Source organism: Spiroplasma helicoides (assembly GCF_001715535.1).
Taxonomy (GTDB): Bacteria; Bacillota_I; Bacilli_A; order Mycoplasmatales; family Mycoplasmataceae; genus Spiroplasma_A; species Spiroplasma_A helicoides.
Genome location: NZ_CP017015.1, coordinates 1,119,985 through 1,138,054, shown reverse-complemented (window position 1 = coordinate 1,138,054; position 18,070 = coordinate 1,119,985). Strand labels below are relative to the sequence as shown.

The window sequence follows — 18,070 nt, the reverse complement described above, 5'->3', positions numbered from 1 at the left end:
ATTTTCCATTATAAGTGGAAAATATTGTGAAATAATAATTTTATTTCACATTTATAATTAAAATGTATAAAAAAGAAGGAGAATAAAAAGAATGAAAAAACTATTAAGTGTATTAGCAGCTACAGGGCTAGTTGCATCAAGTTCAAGCGTTGCAGTTGCATGTAACAAAAAAGCTGACGATACAGCAGCATCTACTTTAAAGGATTTAAGTAAAATTGCAGCAGCTGACTTAAAATTGTCACCAAGTGCAAATACAGAAGCTGCAGCAAAAACAGCTGTAATTGCTCAAATTAAAGAAAAATTAAAAGTAACAGTTGTTGAAAATACAGATGTTAAATTCTCAGGGTTCAGTGCAGCAACAGCGGCTGATAAAGCAGGGAAAATTACAGTTGAATCAGTTTCAACAAGTAAATTAGTAACAGGTAAAGTTGAATTTTCATTAGTATGAAAAGATCCATCAGCAAAAACTGATTTGAGTGCATTAGCAGTAAAAGATTTAGGTGAAATTCAAATTGCTAGCGATGCTAGTGTACCAACATTATCACAAATAGTATCAGCAATTAATTCTAAAAATGCTAATTATGGATTACAGGATTCAGATGTTGCATTAGATGGTGATGCATCAGCAACAAAAGCTAAATTAAAAGCAGCATCAGCTTCAACCAAATTCACTGGATCAGTTGAAGTATCATATACAGTTAAAAAAGCTGAATTAACACCTTCAATTGGTGATGTTGCAGCACAAAGTGGTTTGGTTTATGAATCAAAATCTTTTAGTGTAACAGTTTCAAATGTAAAAGAAGGAACTGATTTAACAGCAGTTGAAGATGGAAAAACATTATTAGATCAAGTAAAAGTTGCAAAAGGAACTGGGGCTGGCGTTTACACTGTTAGTTATACAATTAAAGCAGGTGAAGCAAGTGCAGGTGATGGTAGTGCAAAAGAAGAATACACAACTTCAATTAAATTAAGTTATGGAACAAATGTTACAAAAAGTGTTGCAGTAACAGTTGCTAAAAATGATTTAAAAACTTGAATGCCAGCTGTTCCAGTAGTTCTAGAATTCACAATATCTGATGAATTTCCGACAGATGAAGCAATTATTGCAGCTTGAAATGAAGCAAAACCTAACCAAAAAATTAGTGCATCTGATGTTACTTTTGTAAAAGGTTCAGGAGATAAAGAGGCTGGTATAGCTTATACAGTTACAGCTAAAAAAGAATCAACTATTGTTTATGGTAGTGGATCACTAGTAGTAAAAAACAAAGGTTAATATTCTTATAAAAAAAACTTTCTATGAAAGTTTTTTTTAACCCTAAAAAAATCCTTTAAAATTTTAAAACTTTCATTTATAATATTTACGAAAATAACCAAGAGATAAGAAGAATAAAACAAGGAAAAAATTATTAAGTTTATTAGCAGCAACAGGATTAGTTGCATCAAGTTCAAGTGTTGCAGTTGCATTTAACAAAAAAGCTAATGATACTACTTCAACAACTAAAAAAGATTTATCAACAATTGTTAAAGATTTAAAATTATGACAAGGAGCTGGAGATAAACCTACTTTAGCAAAAGTGTAACTCAAGTTAATGTTATTAACAAAGACTTAAAGTTAACAGCAAGTGATGTAGAGTTAAGTGAACCATCACTTAAAGATTTAACTAAAGGAGCTAAATTAACAGTAAAAAGTGATTCAAAAAACATTAGTGGAAGTGTTGAGTTAACTTATACTTATACTAAAAAATCTAGTGAAATTGCTAAAAAAGATTTAGGTCAATTATCAATAAAAGCATTAGGAAATAAAGTTGGAACTGGATCATTACCAAGTATTGCAGACATTGTTGAAGCAGTTAATAAAGTAAATAGTGATTATGAATTAACTGATGGTGATGTAGCATTTGATGGAGAAGCAACAGCACAAAAAGCTACTTTAAAAGCAGTGGAAAGTTCAGCTAACTTTAGTGGAAGTGTTGAAGTAAGTTATAGTTATCAAAAAGATCCTGAATTAATTCCAGCATTTCCTGAATCAATTACTACAACTGATGTTATAGTTGGAGATACAAAATCATTTGATGTAACTATTAAACATGGTGATTCATCAACAGTACTTACAGCAACTGCTGAAAATGATACTAGATTAGAAGAAGTAAGCGTAGTACAAGATCGATCAAATAAAAATAAATTTACAGTTTCATATAAAGGTAAAGCAGCAGCTGAATTTGCAAAAATTACTCTAAAATATGGAGAAAGTTTAACAAAAGATATAATTATTAAAGTTTTAGAAGCACCAGTTATTGCAGCTGAAGGAGATAACTCAACAGAAGAAATAATTGGTGCTATTTTTACAATAAAAGTTATTGTAAGCAATTCAATTGATAAAGTAGAACCAGAAGTTTCATGTGATAAAGGACATAATGAATATGTTACAGTTTCTAGAAGTTTTGCAAGTTTAGGAAACGGTGAATGAATGTATGATGTTGTTTTTGATAAAGATCATTCACCAGAAGGAGCCTACACTTTTACTATCAAATATCAATTGGCAAAAGATTTAATACAACAATTTAACTTTAAAAATCATCTTAATAATAAATTCAAATACTCTTATATAAAGTAATTTACTTTCCCATAAGAGTATTTTTTAATTTAACATTTAGAAAAAGTTTAAGTATATAAGATTCAAACTGCTCAATCATAACCTAAAATAAACTAAAAAAACCTAAGAATAAAAGCAAACCTATCCTCTTAGGAGTTTTTATAAATAATAATATTTTAAAACACCATAATACTAACCATTATTCTGAAGCACTTTTAATAGTAATTGTTAGTTTTAAAGTTACAGATTTGTAAAATAAGTTATTTAGATTATAGTCTCCATTTGGATTTGGTAAAGTTACTTCTGCACTTCCCCCAGCAGTTGCACTTCCCCCATCTTTATATTTAAGAGAATCATTCAATGAATCTGATCCAAAAATGTTAGCAGTTGCTTTATGTTCTGTTAAGAAACTTGAATATTTATTTTTTAAGTATGCTTGCAATGCATCTAATTCCCCACTTTTTTTACATTCTAATGTAATTGGAGAATCTTCTTTTACAATTGTTGTAATATTAATTTGCTCAAAGATTTTTGTTTTTATTTCACCATGTAAGTAGAATCCTTGTAAGTGTCTTTCATTATTATCTTTTACAACAATTTTTAGTGATTGAATTTTATTACTAGTATGTTCAACTGTTCCAGCTGCATCATCATAATAAGTTACATCAACTGTTTCAAGTAATTGATCTAATGTAAAGTCAATTCCAATAAAAGCAGCCATAACTAATAGTTTTCCTGTAAAGGCTTTTACTTGATTATGTACAGCATCTTTATCAGTAATTATTGTTGGACTAACTGTTACTCCACCTGTATAAAGAGCGGGGTTAAATGTTGCATAATCTCCTTCACCATTAATGAAGTCTTGAACAAGTTTTAAATCGACATTATTTCTATATACTAAAGAAAATGTAACTGATTTTCCAGCAACTAATTTAGTACTTCCTTCTTTAGAACTCAATTTGATTGAACCCACAGTATCTTTTGTGGCTGCTGTAAAGTCTGAATCAGCAACTGTAAAGTCTTTATCTAAAACAGCAGTTACTTTTAATTTATTTTGTATTAAAAGAACTGCTTGTTTAATTGCATATTCTTTTGTATCACCCTCTGGATCTAATTTTAAATCATCTCCAGTAATTGTTGATAAATCTTGAGGTGTTGAGGCTTCATCAAATTTCAAAGTTAAAGTAAATGTTGCTGACCCTTTAACTAAGTTACTTGTGCTTACGGCTGTAGCTATAATTGTTCCTGTTTTAGATTCGCTTGGTGCTTTAAAACCACTAAATGTAACATCAGTTGTTTTGGCAACTTCAACTCCTAATTGAGTTTTTATTTGAGCAAGAACAACACTTTCTGCTTTCTCTTGAGTTGCATCATCACTAACAACATTTAATTTATCTCCAGTAATTGTTGCTAAGTCTTTGGCTGTTGATTCAGCTGCTTTTAAAGTTAAACTAAATTCAGCTGATTTTCCCTCATTTAATAATTTACTTCCAGATTTTGCAGTAACTTTAATTTTACCTACTGCATCACTTTTTGGTGCTGTAAAATCAGCATCACCAACTGTAAAGTCTGTATCTAGAACAGCATCTACTTTTAATTTTGCTTTAATTTGAACAACAACCGCAGCTACTGCAGTTTCTTTTTTAGCATCTGAAACTTGTAATTTTAAATCATCCGCTCCTAAGGTTGATAAATCTTTACCTGTTGCTTCATCTGTTTTTTTGTTACATGCAACTGCAACACTTCCGCTCGTAGCAACTAATCCTGTAGCTGCTAATAAACTTAATAATTTCTTCATTCTATCCTCCTGAGTTGTAAACCAACTTATGTTAATTGTACTTATATAACATTTAAAAGTTTTTTATTATCGTAAAATAAATTTTATTTTTTTGATGTAATACATATAAGAAAAACTCCTAATAAAATAGATAAGCTCTTTTATTAGGAGTTTTTAATATTTATATACTAATATTTTAAAATTTACCATTATTAACTATTTTGTCGCACCGCTTTTAATAGTAACTTTTAATTGTAAAGTTATAGTTTTAGAAAATAAGCTGTTTACAATCATTTCAGGATTAGAGTTTGGTAAAGTTACTTCTGCACTACCACCAGCTTCTGCACTTCCATCATCTTTATATTTTAAAGATTTATTCAAATTATTTAATCCAAAAATATCTACAGTTGTTCTATGTTCTGTTAAGAAGCTTGCATATTTTTCTTTTAAATATGTTTGCAATGCTTGTAATTCTTCACCTTGTTTACACTCTAAAGCTATTTGTGATTCATCTTTTACAACTGTTGTAATATCAATTTGTTCAACAATGTGTGTTTTGATTTCACCATGTAAGTAATAGCCCTCTAAACTTCTTTCATTATTGTTTTTTACACTAATTTTTAATGATTGAATTTTATCGCTTGAATGTTCAGTTGTTCATGCTGCATCATCATAATAAGTGGCATTTACATTTTTTAATAATTGATCTAATGTAAAATTAATATTCTCTGAGGCTGCTACTGGCCATAATTTTTCAATAAAGGCTTTTACTTGATTATTTACATTATCTTTATTAGTAGATGTTGTTGGATCAATTGTTACTCCACCTTTATAAAGAGTAGGCATCATTGCTCCCATTTCACCTTCACCGTTGATAAGATCTTGAAAAAATTTTAAATCAACATTTTTTCTATACACTAAACTAAATGTAACTGATTTTCCAGCAACTAATTTAGTACTTCCTTCTTTTGCTGTTAATTTAATTGAACCTGCTGCTTTATTAGTTGCTGCTGTAAAATCTGAGTCACCAACTGTAAAGTCAGTATCTAAAGCAGTAATAACTTTTAATTTATTTTGAATTAAAATAATTGCTTGTTTAACTGCATATTCTTTTGTATCACCCTCTGGATCTAATTTTAAATCATCTCCTGTAATTGTTGATAAATCCTGAGGTGTTGAGGCTTCATCAAACTTTAAAGTTAAATTAAATGTTGCTGAGCCTTTAACTAAAGTGCTTGTACTCACAGCTGTTGCTGTAATTGTTCCTGATTGAGATTGACTTGGTGCTTTAAAACCACTAAATGTAACATCAGTTGTTTTGGCAACTTCAACTCCTAACTGAGTTTTTATTTGAGCAATAACAGCACTTTCTGCTTTTTCTTGTGATGCATCATCACTAATAACATTTAACTTATCTCCAGTAATTGTTGATAAATCTTTTACTGTAGATTCAGCTGCTTTTAGAGTTAAACTAAATTCAGCAGATTTTCCTTCAACCAATACTTTACTTCCAGATTTTGAAGTTACTTTAATTTTACCTGTACCATCACTTTTTGGTGCTGTAAAGTCTGAATCACCAACTGTAAAGTCAGTGTCTAATTTAGCATCGACTTTTAATTTTGCTTTAATTTGAGCAATAACAGCAGTGACTGCAGTTTCTTTTTTATCATCAGATACTTGCAATTTTAAATCATCTGCTCCTAGTGTTGATAAATCTTTTGTAGTAGTAGCTGTTCCTTTATCATCAGCTTTTTTTGTTACATGCAACCGCAACACTTGAACTTGATGCAACTAACCCTGTAGCTGCTAGTAAACTTAATAATTTCTTCATTATATCCTCCTAAGTTGTAAACCAACTTAGGTTAATTTTACTTATATAACATTTAAAAGTTTTTTTATTATAGTAAAAAATTTTTATTATAAGTATTAAAATATTTTAATAAAACAAATTATATTTTTAGTTATCAAAAGAATTAATGCACTATTTTTTTATTTATCATATGATTTTTTTTACAATTATCAACCTAGTGTCAAAAAAACTTAAAATACCATGATGTGATATAATAAAAAAGATTTTAAATTAAATATTTTAATACTAATTATAATTAAAAGTAAGGCGTGAATTTATATGAAAAAACTAATAGTTTTATTATCAATGAGTTTTATAATTGCAAACACTTCTTTATCAATTGTTTCATGCTCAAGTAATAATACAAATAAAATCGATATTTCTAGTTGAGATGATACCCAATTAACTTTAAATCCAACTACAAATACTAAAACTGCTGCTGAAAGAGAATTTACTACTAAAATAAAAAATGAATATAATGTTGATGTTGTTAAAAATTTAGATTTCACAGACACTTATAGTTCATCTAATAGTAAAAAAAATGGATTATTAGATATTTTTACAAACCCTAAAAGCGAGAAATTGAAAGGTAATGCAAGTTTTAAATTAACTTATGTAGAAAATAACTATAAAACCTATTTATCTACTTTACCAACAACAGAATTAGGTAAATTTCAAGGTTATGAAGAATTACCAACACTAAGAAATCTACTTATTCAAATTAATAGATTAAATTATTACTTTGATTTGACTGAAGAAGAAATTGAATTTGAAGGTGATCCAACTCTTACAAGTTGTATTATTAAAGCAAAAGAAAGCTCAAAGAACTATATAGGAAAAGTAACTATTGATTATATTTATGAAAAAATTGGAATAGTTAAAAAAAATTTACAAGATTTGCCAAACAAATATGTAACTCCAGAAGAAAATAGTTATTATGAAGTAGTAAAATCAGCTAAAAAAGCACTTTTGTGATTCCAATATCCAGTTGAAGAAAAAACTGATTATTATTTTAGTGATTATAAAGAAGCAACCAGTTCAAATGATGGTTCGATTACTTTAACCGCAACAAAAGAAAGTGTCTATTTGTATGGAGTATTAGAATTAAAAATTAAATATATAAATAAAATAATAAAAAAATCACTTGGTTCACTATCATCTAATGATTTAATAATCAAACCAACCGATAATAATCAATCACAATCAGAAAATGCAATTTTAGATAAACTAAAAAATTTATGAGGATTTAATTTAAATAAAGGAGTTGACTTAGAATTTAGTAAGTTTGTGGCTCCAACTAGAACTGTAAAAGGATCAATAGTGGTTGATGCTTATAATTCAAGTAAATACCTAGAAGAAAGTAGTGCTACATTTACAATTGATTTTAATGATGGGACTTTATTAAATTTAGAAAAAATTGAAAATAAAGTAGTAACATTTGAAGATAATAATGATTTTACAAGAGATAAAGTTGAAAATGAAGTTGATAAAATCATCACTAAGTTTGCTTCAAAAGCACAAAAGAGTGTTGATTATAGTTATTATGATTATGTACAACCAGTTGGACAAACAGGATATATTAGAGTTAAGGCTAGTGAAAGTAGTAATGTTTTATCTGGTAATGCTATTTTTAAAATTAATATAAAATTTTTAGATTTAAAAAATATTTCTTGAAAACCAATCTTATTTCCATATAAAAACAAATGAGAAGATGTTGTAGAATCTGCCACAAGCTATGTTAAATCATATGCTCCAGGCGCTCAAATTAATCTAGATTATGAGTTTGGGGAATACACACCTGCAAAAAAAGGTGGTAAGAATGGTAGTTTGTTTATTAAAGCAATAAAAGGAAGCTCAATTTTAAAAGGCTCTGTTACATGCGAAGTTGCTTATAGTTGAATAGAGGATTAGCATTATAAAAATATTTACAAAAAATTTAGTTACAAAATTTAAAATTATTTAAGAAAAAGTAAAATTTGCCAGTTAGATATTCAGCTGGTTTTTATATGAACAATAAAAATATACTAAAAAAAGCATTTAGATTTAAAAAACTCACAAAAATTTAGAAAAAAACTAAATAATTTTTGTATGAATATTTAATTTGAACTTAAAATAATAAAATGCAAGATAAAAAAACTCTATACAAAATAAGTATAGAGAGTTTAGTTTTTTGATTTGTGCTTATTAAATAAATATAAATGTTACTTTTATGCTATTGTTATCATCTAAGTAATATAAATTATTAATACCTTGACTAATAACAACATTTGCACTACCATTTATTCAACCAGTATGAGTAAAGTTTGTGATTTCTATTGCACTCTCACTAATTAAATCATTTGATTCTACAATGTATTTTTTTAGTTTTTCAGAACTGTTTAGGTTTTGTTGAAAATCTCTATTAGTAATCGCTAATTGTAAATTGGTTTTATTGATTACTTTAAATTTAGATGATCCATGCATATAGAAACCTGATATGTTATCTTCTTTACCATTAACAATTGAGATTTTAAAACTTTTGATTTCTGATACACCATCTACTTGTTCTACATAACCTTCTTGGTCTGAGTAAAAATTGAAGCTGATTATGTTCATTAGTTCATCAACATTTATATCATAATGCAATCAGAATTTAACTTGTTTTAAGATTTCGATTATATATACCTTAGTTGCCTCTACAACTTTTGTTTGACTTTTATTATCTTTTGGATCGATTGTTAGTCCACCTTTTACAATTGCGTTATTTATGTATCCATAGATACCTTCACCATTTACAAATTTTTCTAAAAGATTCAAATCAACGTCATTTACTTCATTACTATTTTTCGAAAAACTTTTATTATTTAAGTCTTGAATTTGGTTTACACTTTCATTTTTGTTTACAAATGGAATAAGACTTGCACTAGCACTAATACCTAAAGACATTACTCCCAGTCATTTATATAATTTATTCATTTTTCCTCCTTATTACCTCAATTGAGGTTATAAGAATTTTACTTTTTTAATACACAAAAGTTTTTTTATATTATAAAAATGTTGCTAAAAAAATACTAATATATAAAAATTTTTTTAAGTTTATAAAAAAATATGTTTAGCTATTGCAAATAGAGTAAAAAAAACTTATTAAAGATTTATATTAATTTTAATCAATTTATTGCTATAACAAAGATTAACAAAAGGTTTATTTTTATTAATGGATATAGCGTCAATAAGTATTTTGAAGAAATTCTTTTTACATTTAGTATTGCATTTAATAATAAAACTTTATTTAATTTAGAAAAAATTGAAGATAAATCAGTTACTTTTATAGATAACAATGATTTTAGTCAACAAAAACCGCAATAACAAATCAATCAAGTATTACAAAACTAGTGGATAAAGCCCAAGTTGATGTTGATTATAGTTATTCTGATTTTGTGAATCGTAATGGACAAGTTGCTTATATTAGAATAAAAGCAAATGAAAATAGTAATCTTCTAACTGGAAGTGCTGTTTTTAAAATTTACTTTAAATTTTTATATTTAAAAAACTTTAAAAACCCAATGATCTATCCATATAAAAACCCTTGAGAATATGTTGTTGAAGGAGCAAAATACACTATTAATTCTTATGCACCAGGAGCAAGATATGATTTTGATTATGTATTTGGAGATTATATTCCCGCTAAAGTCGGAGGAGTGGATGGAAGTCTAGTTATTATATCAAAAGAGGGAAGTACTATTTTAAAAGGAAGTGTAAAAGCAGCTGTTGCTTATAGTTGATTATAAGATTAGGTAGTTAATATTTTAAAAAAGTGAAATAGCTTTTAAAAATTATAAAACTAAAGTTTAAAAAAAATTACTAAAATATATTTTTATAAAAAATTGAATAAAAATCTCTTAATTTACTATTAATTAATCAAATATAATATTAGTAGAAAATATAAATAGTACTTTTTTAAAGTTACTAATTTAAATATAAAAAGCGAAAGGAGAAGTTATGAAATTAGAAAAAATTGTAGATATAATAAATTCAAAAATTAATAATTATTTTAAATTAAATAGTTATATAAATAATTTATTAATTAATGGAGAATGAGGTGTTGGTAAAACTACAATAATAAAAGAAGTTATGAATAAACAAAAAGAAAAAAATACAAAAACTTATATATTTGATATGTGAAAATATGAAATTAATGATTCCAATTTTTTATACACTTTTCTAATAACATTAACAGAAGAGTTTTTTTTAGATAAACTAATAGAAAAAGAAAAAAAAGAAAAAAGAAAAGAATTTTTTAATATAATCAAAAATTTCTTTCTTCAAGTTCCTTTTGCTTTTTTAAAAAAGTACACAGGGGTAGAAATACAAACACCAACTAAAGAGAATAAGGAGTTATTAAGCAAAAGCATTGACGAAAATTACTCAACTGATCAGGCATTAAAAAGCTTAATAAATTTTTTTAAAGAGTGTTTAAATAAAAAACAAAATGAAAATTATATTATAGTTTTTGATGATATTGATAGATGTTCTAACGAACACATTATTAAATTTATAACATGTATTAAAAATGTACTTTTTTCTATCGAAGATTGTAACAATATTTTTTTTATAGTTTCTATGAATAAAAATTATGTAAATAATTTATTCGATAAACATAGTTCAAAAGAAAATTTTACAGATAAAATATTTAATCTTTCATATACTGTAAATGAAATATTAGATTTTTCTAGTTCTGCTACCATTATTGATAATGTATATATTAGTTATGTAATGAAAAATTATAGCTTTAAAAATTTTAGAGTAGCTGAAAAATGCTATCAAATAGCTGTTGAAAACAATGAGGATGAGTTAGAAGTATTTATGATGTGATTTATGCTTTATTCAAAAAGTATTGCAACTTATAAAAAAGAATATGAAGAATTAAAATTTGATATAAACACAAATATAGAAATGAATTTTAAAAATATAATAGATGAAAAATCTTGAAATGATGCTGTTAATAAATTTTGTGAAAATAAAAATATACTTGATGTAACTAAGGCTAGTTTTATTGACTTTATAGAACTAATAGATAAACAAGACAACTTAAAATATTTAAACAGAGAGTTTAATGTAAATTATTATTTTAGTGAACACAATTTCCAGAATAGAAGAAGTGCTATAAATTTTTTATATAATGATAGACTTTTACCTCACGATATTGCATATTTATTTTTAAAAAAAGATGTTAAATTTTCAAACATATTTATAAACCAAGCTGAGGAAATACCTACAAGAGAGTTTGATTATAATGGGAATTATTTAATTACACTAAAAAATTATAATATCAATATAGATTTAAAAAATAACTTTGAGAATGTATTTAATAGTATGGGCTTAATATTATTGGATATATTTATCGCATTTAAATTAGAGTCTGATAAATTTGCTCATGCATTTTATAACATGTTTGATCAGTCATCTATAATGGAATAATATAAGCAATAATCATATATATAATCAATTAATATTTTTTATATATACTTTTTGCTATTGAGGTAGTTTATTAAATATAATTTTTCCAACCAATATATAAATTACTAAAAATATAAAAAGTATACATAAAATGCAAAAAAATATATGATAATTTTTTTAAAATTGTAAATAATTTTTATAAAATGATTATAGATTAAAGAGAGGTTTATTATATGCAAAGTATTATTATTGCTTTATTAGTAATTTTAATTGTTTTAGTTGGAGCATTATTTATTATATTCTTAAAGAAAAAAGTGAACACAAAAATAGAAGGTGTACAAAAAATTGATCTTGAATTATTAAAAAAAGATATTGATAAAGAAAGTTCTAATAAAACAGGAGAACTAAAAGATGCTTTAATAAATAGCGAAAAACAATTAACTGCATTACTAAATGAAAAGTTTAATAAAACAAGTGAAAACCTAAATACATCAGATAAACAGGTTAAAGACTTTATTTTAAATCAAACAAACTCTACAAGAGATAAATTGGAAAAAAGTGTAGAACAATTACAAGAATGATTAAAAAAGGTAAATGATCATACATTACCAATAAGTGAAATGAAAGAAAAAGTTAACAAATTAAACATACTTTTAAGTCAAAATAATAAAGCGGGAAAAGCGGGCGAGTACTTTCTAACAAGAGTTTTTGATAATATTTCTAGCGATAGTAAATTTAGAAATCTTTTATTTTTAGAACAATATACAATGATCAAAAAAAGTGAGAACGGAAAGCAATTAAAAGTAGATCTCTTCATTAAAGGAAACGGAAGTAACTTAGTAAATATACCAATAGATGCAAAGTTTCCTTTTAATGCTTACGAAAAACTAGTTAATATAAATCCAGATACAGAGGATTTTAAAAAAATACAAAATGAATTTGTAAGAGATTGTACAAACAGAAAAAATGAAGTAAAAAAATATATAAGTATTGAGGACAAAACTGTATATGCAATAATGTTTATTCCAAGTGAATCTATATTTTCATATATATGTGGTCATACTAATTTAGTTGATGATGCATTTAAAGATAAAGTAATTATAGCTGGACCAAGTACTTTGATGTCAATTATATTATCTATCGAAAATTATATGAGTTTATTTAACAATATTAGTAAATACGATAAAAAAGTAGATATTTTAAATAAAGTGATTAAATATATCGATAACTATGATGAGGCAATGGCTAAACTATTTAAATCTATTGAACAATTAAGTGAAAGTTATTCAAATGTATCTAAAAAAGAAAAAACATTAAAAAAAGAATATGAAAGGCTAATAAATGCAAATGAATTAGAATAATATTAATTAAAGTTAAAAAAAGTTGTTTGAAATTACTCAAAAAAACCTATAAATTACTCATTTTTTTTAAAATTTTATCCATTTTTTACTAATTTTTACTCATTTTTTTATTTATTAATTTAAGTAGTGATAAAATCTATTAGTAGACAAGTGGAAGGTGACTTATGAATAACACATTAAAAGAAATTATTGAAATGGCTTTATCGACAAATGATGAGGAAGCCATTCAAAAAGTAAAGGAATATGCCATTCAACTAAGAGGAGATGGTAATTATAATGATGCCTCTTATTTACTAAGTCTTATTGGTTCTAAAGAAACAGTTGGTGCTGCTAATTTATATAAGAGTGTAAATAATAAACTACTTATTTTAGAAAAAGAAATCATCAAAGAAAATATATACAATAAAGATAACGAGGATTTAAATAAACTAGCAGAAATAATTAATAATAAAAAAAACCTGAGACTTTTAGGTAATATAAGAGCGATAATTTATGGAAAGCCAGGAACTGGTAAAACTACATTCGTCAATGATTTAGCACACATTACCAAAAGAGAGTTATATTCTATAAATGCTTCAAAACTTGTTTCTTCTCTACTTGGTGAGAGTCAAAAAAATATTGACCTTTTATTTAAAGATATACTTAATAATTATAAAAACAGTATTTTTTTAATTGACGAGTTGGACTCTGTTATTGGATCAAGAGATGAAGTCATGAACAAAGAATATCACAGAATGATAGGTTCATTTAATTTGATGCTTGATAAGTTGCTACCAGAAACTATTATTATTGCAATAACCAATAGAATAGATATGATTGATAAAGCTACATTAAGAAGATTTAATATCAAAATGATGCTAAATGAAATAAATATTAATAAATTCAAAGATAATTTATTTTATATAGCAAATCAAAAAAATATTAGTTTTGATAACCTATTAGTTAACAAGCTGATTAATTTAAAAACAGATCATCTAAATTATGCTTTAATTGAAGATTGCATAGTAAATTGCTTATTGAACTCAGTATCATTAGAACAATCATTGTTTAAAATATTGAACATAACAAATAATGAAATTTTAGAATCAACAGAACTTAGTGATAAAGATAAATCAAAAGTACTAAACATTAGCTACTCAACATTTAGGAGGAACAAATGAAACTCTTAAAATTTAAACAACCTTATGTTTCTATAGATTATAATGGAGACTCTCATAATTATAATTATCTGAAATGAAAGATGAATAAACATGATCTTGAACCTCTATTGAGTAGCTTGAATAAAATATTAAAAAATTTTGAAATATATAGGGGAGATTTTAAATATTTACCTATAAAAATAAGGTTTAGCAGAGTACTTCCAAAAACCTCAAGAATTAAAAATATTTTTAAATGCGATGGTCTTGAACCAGAACACATTGGTTCTAATTATGTTTTCAAAGATGAAAAGTTGATACACAAAATCGACATTATTTACAAATGTAGTGAAAATGACATTGAAATCACTTTAAATAAAATAAAGGATTTATACAATAATTGACCCTCAGATTTAGAGAAATTTATTAATGAAAAAAAACAACAATACAATTTGATAAAAAGTAAAAAAGCTAATTCTCATAGTAAGGATGAGTCAAAACAAAATGCACAAACTTTTAACAAATTAATATTTGACCATATTCTTGCCAACGAAAGTTATCGTCATTTTGAAAAGTATTATGGTGATTTATTTGAAATAGAATCTGTTGAATTATTTGAGCAAAAGAAATTTAATGAAGGTCAAATAATTACATTTTTTGATTTAGCCAATTTTAGTCATATAAAAGATTTATTAAATAAAAAAGGTATTGAAATTCTGGATGAATCTATTGTAATGGATCAGTTTTTTAACTTAGATTTATTAAGCTTAAATAAAATTTTAGACTTATATCCTTTTTTAATATCAAAAGCATCAAAAAATTTGTATATTTCAACTGAAAAGATTGACCCAAAAATAAAAGAACCAGTTCTAATAGATAAAGGTCTCGATGTTAATGGTACTATAGGAGCCATTGATACTTATGGTTCTTTCAAAAATGGATGAGAAAACTATATAGATTATGTAGAATATCCACTTCCCAAAATACCTGGATTTAACTTTGAAAAAGATTACAGTCATGGAACATCGGTTGCATCATTGCTAGCGGGTAATGACATAATAAATGATAGATTTCAAGATGGTTTAGGTATTTATAAGGTGGCTCTATTTGGTGTGCTTCCAATGGGTGAAATAAGTTTATTTTATTTTATGAAGATTATTAAAAGAATAATTTCTGAAAATAATGCTATAAAAATTTGAAACCTTTCTATTCAATCAGAAAATTATGCTCAAGGAATATCGGTTTTAGGAAGATTTTTTGATATTTTGCAAAAAAAATATGATGTTTTATTTATCGTTTCAGCAGGTAATGATAAGAACACTATTTCTTCAGGAGCAGATTCATTGTCTGCAATTACTGTTGGTTCCTTGTATGAAGATGAAAATTATGATTTAAAAATTACAAGCTATTCAGGCTATAAAAAAATATTTGGAAGATTTGAAAAACCTAATACATATGAAATCTCAAATGATGTACAAGCCAATGATGCTTCAGAAAATTTTAAATATGTTATTGATGACTCTGGATATATAACTTGAACAGATGGAACTTCATTTTCTGCACCTTTAACTGCAAGAAAGTGCTGCTATTTATTAAATAAATATAATCTATCACTTGAATCTATCAAGGCTATAATTAATTTACTTTCTAAGGTATCATCAAATAAATTGCCAAATATATTATTTGATGATGATACAAATAATATATTATTGCTGATAGAAGGAGAAATTAAACCAAAAGAATCAAAGTTAATTTCAATAAATTTACCATTATTAGAAGCTGAAAAAAATAAAAAAAGTAAGTTTGTGCAAAATTTCACTTATGCGACATCAACTTCATATATAGTAGTTCCATCTAATAAGTTGGGAGACGAATATTCTTCAATAAACTTAGAAGCCAAAATAGTATGTAAAAAGGGTAAAAAGGGTTATAGAGATATATACAAATCTCCAGATACAGAAAAAGTTGATGGGATAGATGCAAATGAAAATGATTTATTAAATCATTTTAAAAAATATGATCCAAATAGAGTATTAAAAAATAAAGATTTTAATAAGCCAAAGAAATACTCAATTCTAAATGATGAATTATACTTAAAGGTCAAATGTTTAGATTTATATGACACTCATGAAGATTCTGTTAAATATGCATTTGCTGTTTTATTAAAAGAAGCAAGCATCAACGCTTTAAAAGAGTTTGAGCAAAATAATGCAGTAAACATAGTTCAAGATGTAAAAATAAACTTAGGCGAGTAACACGGTATGTTATATATTTCAAATGCAAACTTAAGGAAATGTTTTAATAATTTAAATATTAATATTATTAAATGATATATACTACAATTTTATTTATTCTATATACAATTATATAAACTAATTTTAATTTAATTATAAATTAACTATTCTTTTATATTTGTGTATATTAAAAATATAAAAATCTAAATAGAAAATATCTATAAATAATAAAATTAAAATTTATAAGATATACTAAACCTACTAGCATTTTTAGCAAAAGTAAATATTGATAATACTGTTATCTAATTGCTAGGTTATCTATTTATATAATTTTAAATTTTGGAATATACAAACTTGAAAAAACATTTAATTTGTAAATATAACTAAAATATACAAAGTATTGTATTTTTTTTATTTCAAAACAAAAAAACTCATTAGCATGAATTTTTAAAAAATATTATAATAATTAACATTTAACTTTTTCTAGTTTGTAATTTGATATTTAATTTTTTAAATAAAAATACATGTGAACATCATACAAAAATTTACCATTATCTTTTTTGTTTGTATAAATTCAAACACTACCTTTAAAGATGTACTCTACTTTTTTAAAATCTGCTAGTCTGAGCTCATCATTAAAATTTGCTTTTGTTAAACCAAAATCTTTCAGGTAATCTATAAGAGCTGCCTTGAACCCCTCTAAATTATTTAAATTCGGGTCAATCTCTAATCTTCAGTTTTCTAAATTATTTAAATCAAATTTTTCACTTACTATAACTTTAAAAGAAGTAGATATATTGTCTTCATATGTAACAGTTATAATAGCCTCACCTTTTTTTAATCCTATAAAATTAATTAAACCTTCTTGTTTTTCATCTTTATAAATTTGTGCTTTTTCAAAGTTAACCCTTACAATAGTTTCGTCACTTGATTTTACTCTAAATTGCTTATCTGGATTTTCTCCATTTTCTTTTAACTTAGGATTATTTAAAAACACTTTTTTTCCCTTAGTGTTTTTATTTATTTGTGTATCTACAACTGCTTCAAAATCTTCAATCATATCAAAGTAAGGAGTTGATCCTTTATAACTGGTAACTTTGAAACTTTTTGTAAAACTTCCATATGTGACTTCAATAGTTGTTTCACCCTCAGTTTCACCACCGATTAATGTCATCGCTAACTTACCAGTACCATTATAATCCACTGAACTATCATTTTGGATTTGAACTACACTATTATCTTGTGATTTTGCATATCAGTAAGCTCCTTTTTTAGGTTTAGAAAAATTTAAACTTAACTCAATTTTTTCTCTAAATCTGATTTTTTGATCTTTAAAATTCTTTCCAAAATTCAACGGATCATTATTTTGATTACTATCGTTATTTGGTTTTTCTTCTACTTTATTAACACTATTATTTTTGTTACATGCAAATGCCACACTTCCACTTGTAGTAACTAGACCAGTTGCTGCTAAAAAATTTAATATTTTTTTCATAATTTAATACTTCCTTAACTAACAACGATATTATACTTAAATAAAAGAGTTTTAAACAGTCTAAAAGTTAAAAAAGCTTATTAAATAAAAACATTTTATATATTCTAATTCGCTAAGATACATATAATTTTATAGATATAAAAAATACACAAATATTTTGCTATAATCAAAACATATAGAAGTCTATTT

The 18,070-nt window shown here is 25.3% G+C and carries 14 protein-coding genes; 8 read left to right on the top strand and 6 right to left on the bottom strand.

Features of this window, described 5'->3' with window-relative positions; genetic code table 4:
* Positions 1 to 91: 91 nt before the first annotated feature.
* Complete coding sequence (locus SHELI_RS05095; protein ID WP_069117278.1) at positions 92 to 1,273, top strand: lipoprotein; 1,182 nt, start codon at positions 92 to 94, stop codon at positions 1,271 to 1,273.
* A gap of 63 nt (positions 1,274 to 1,336) precedes the next feature.
* Here SHELI_RS05095 and SHELI_RS06290 read toward each other — a convergent pair whose 3' ends face one another.
* Positions 1,337 to 1,585, bottom strand: coding sequence for a hypothetical protein (locus SHELI_RS06290; RefSeq protein ID WP_069117276.1), 249 nt, complete (start codon positions 1,583 to 1,585; stop codon positions 1,337 to 1,339).
* 354 nt (positions 1,586 to 1,939) lie between these two features.
* On the opposite strand from SHELI_RS06290, the gene SHELI_RS05085 reads away from it, so the two are divergent.
* Positions 1,940 to 2,614, top strand: a complete 675-nt coding sequence (locus tag SHELI_RS05085) for a hypothetical protein (RefSeq protein WP_069117274.1) — start codon at positions 1,940 to 1,942, stop codon at positions 2,612 to 2,614.
* Positions 2,615 to 2,792: 178 nt separating this feature from the next.
* Here SHELI_RS05085 and SHELI_RS05080 read toward each other — a convergent pair whose 3' ends face one another.
* From SHELI_RS05080 to SHELI_RS06125, 3 genes are all read right to left on the bottom strand, one after another.
* On the bottom strand, positions 2,793 to 4,391 hold the full coding sequence (locus tag SHELI_RS05080) for a lipoprotein (protein WP_069117272.1): 1,599 nt from the start codon (positions 4,389 to 4,391) through the stop codon (positions 2,793 to 2,795).
* Positions 4,392 to 4,586: 195 nt separating this feature from the next.
* Complete coding sequence (locus tag SHELI_RS05075) at positions 4,587 to 6,146, bottom strand: hypothetical protein (protein WP_232306380.1); 1,560 nt, start codon at positions 6,144 to 6,146, stop codon at positions 4,587 to 4,589.
* Positions 6,109 to 6,201, bottom strand: coding sequence for a lipoprotein (locus SHELI_RS06125; RefSeq protein WP_198146094.1), 93 nt, complete (start codon positions 6,199 to 6,201; stop codon positions 6,109 to 6,111). The genes SHELI_RS05075 and SHELI_RS06125 overlap by 38 nt, the downstream gene beginning before the upstream one ends.
* A 297-nt stretch (positions 6,202 to 6,498) precedes the next feature.
* Between SHELI_RS06125 and SHELI_RS05070 the strand changes: the two genes are divergently transcribed.
* Positions 6,499 to 8,130, top strand: coding sequence for a hypothetical protein (locus tag SHELI_RS05070; RefSeq protein ID WP_069117268.1), 1,632 nt, complete (start codon positions 6,499 to 6,501; stop codon positions 8,128 to 8,130).
* Between the two features lie 273 nt (positions 8,131 to 8,403).
* Here SHELI_RS05070 and SHELI_RS05065 read toward each other — a convergent pair whose 3' ends face one another.
* The gene (locus tag SHELI_RS05065) at positions 8,404 to 9,174 is read right to left on the bottom strand and encodes a hypothetical protein (RefSeq protein WP_069117266.1); all 771 of its coding nucleotides are present in this window, start codon (positions 9,172 to 9,174) and stop codon (positions 8,404 to 8,406) included.
* A gap of 416 nt (positions 9,175 to 9,590) precedes the next feature.
* Here SHELI_RS05065 and SHELI_RS05060 point away from each other — a divergent pair, with 416 nt between their 5' ends.
* The 5 genes from SHELI_RS05060 (at position 9,591) to SHELI_RS05040 (ending at position 16,407) form a co-directional block, all read left to right on the top strand.
* A complete protein-coding gene (locus tag SHELI_RS05060; protein WP_069117264.1) occupies positions 9,591 to 9,986 on the top strand; it encodes a hypothetical protein in 396 nt (131 codons plus the stop codon).
* 211 nt (positions 9,987 to 10,197) lie between these two features.
* Positions 10,198 to 11,676 carry a P-loop NTPase fold protein gene (locus SHELI_RS05055; protein WP_069117262.1) on the top strand — a complete coding sequence of 493 codons (1,479 nt, stop codon included), beginning with the start codon at positions 10,198 to 10,200 and terminating at the stop codon, positions 11,674 to 11,676.
* A 212-nt stretch (positions 11,677 to 11,888) separates the two neighbouring features.
* A complete protein-coding gene (rmuC, locus tag SHELI_RS05050; protein WP_069117260.1) occupies positions 11,889 to 13,016 on the top strand; it encodes a DNA recombination protein RmuC in 1,128 nt (375 codons plus the stop codon).
* Between the two features lie 164 nt (positions 13,017 to 13,180).
* Positions 13,181 to 14,185, top strand: coding sequence for an ATP-binding protein (locus tag SHELI_RS05045; RefSeq protein WP_069117259.1), 1,005 nt, complete (start codon positions 13,181 to 13,183; stop codon positions 14,183 to 14,185).
* On the top strand, positions 14,173 to 16,407 hold the full coding sequence (locus SHELI_RS05040) for a S8 family serine peptidase (RefSeq protein ID WP_069117258.1): 2,235 nt from the start codon (positions 14,173 to 14,175) through the stop codon (positions 16,405 to 16,407). Before SHELI_RS05045 ends, SHELI_RS05040 begins: the two co-directional genes overlap by 13 nt.
* 481 nt (positions 16,408 to 16,888) lie before the next feature.
* Here the strand turns inward: SHELI_RS05040 and SHELI_RS05035 are convergent, their stop codons facing one another.
* Complete coding sequence (locus tag SHELI_RS05035; protein ID WP_069117257.1) at positions 16,889 to 17,881, bottom strand: lipoprotein; 993 nt, start codon at positions 17,879 to 17,881, stop codon at positions 16,889 to 16,891.
* Positions 17,882 to 18,070 lie beyond the last annotated feature (189 nt).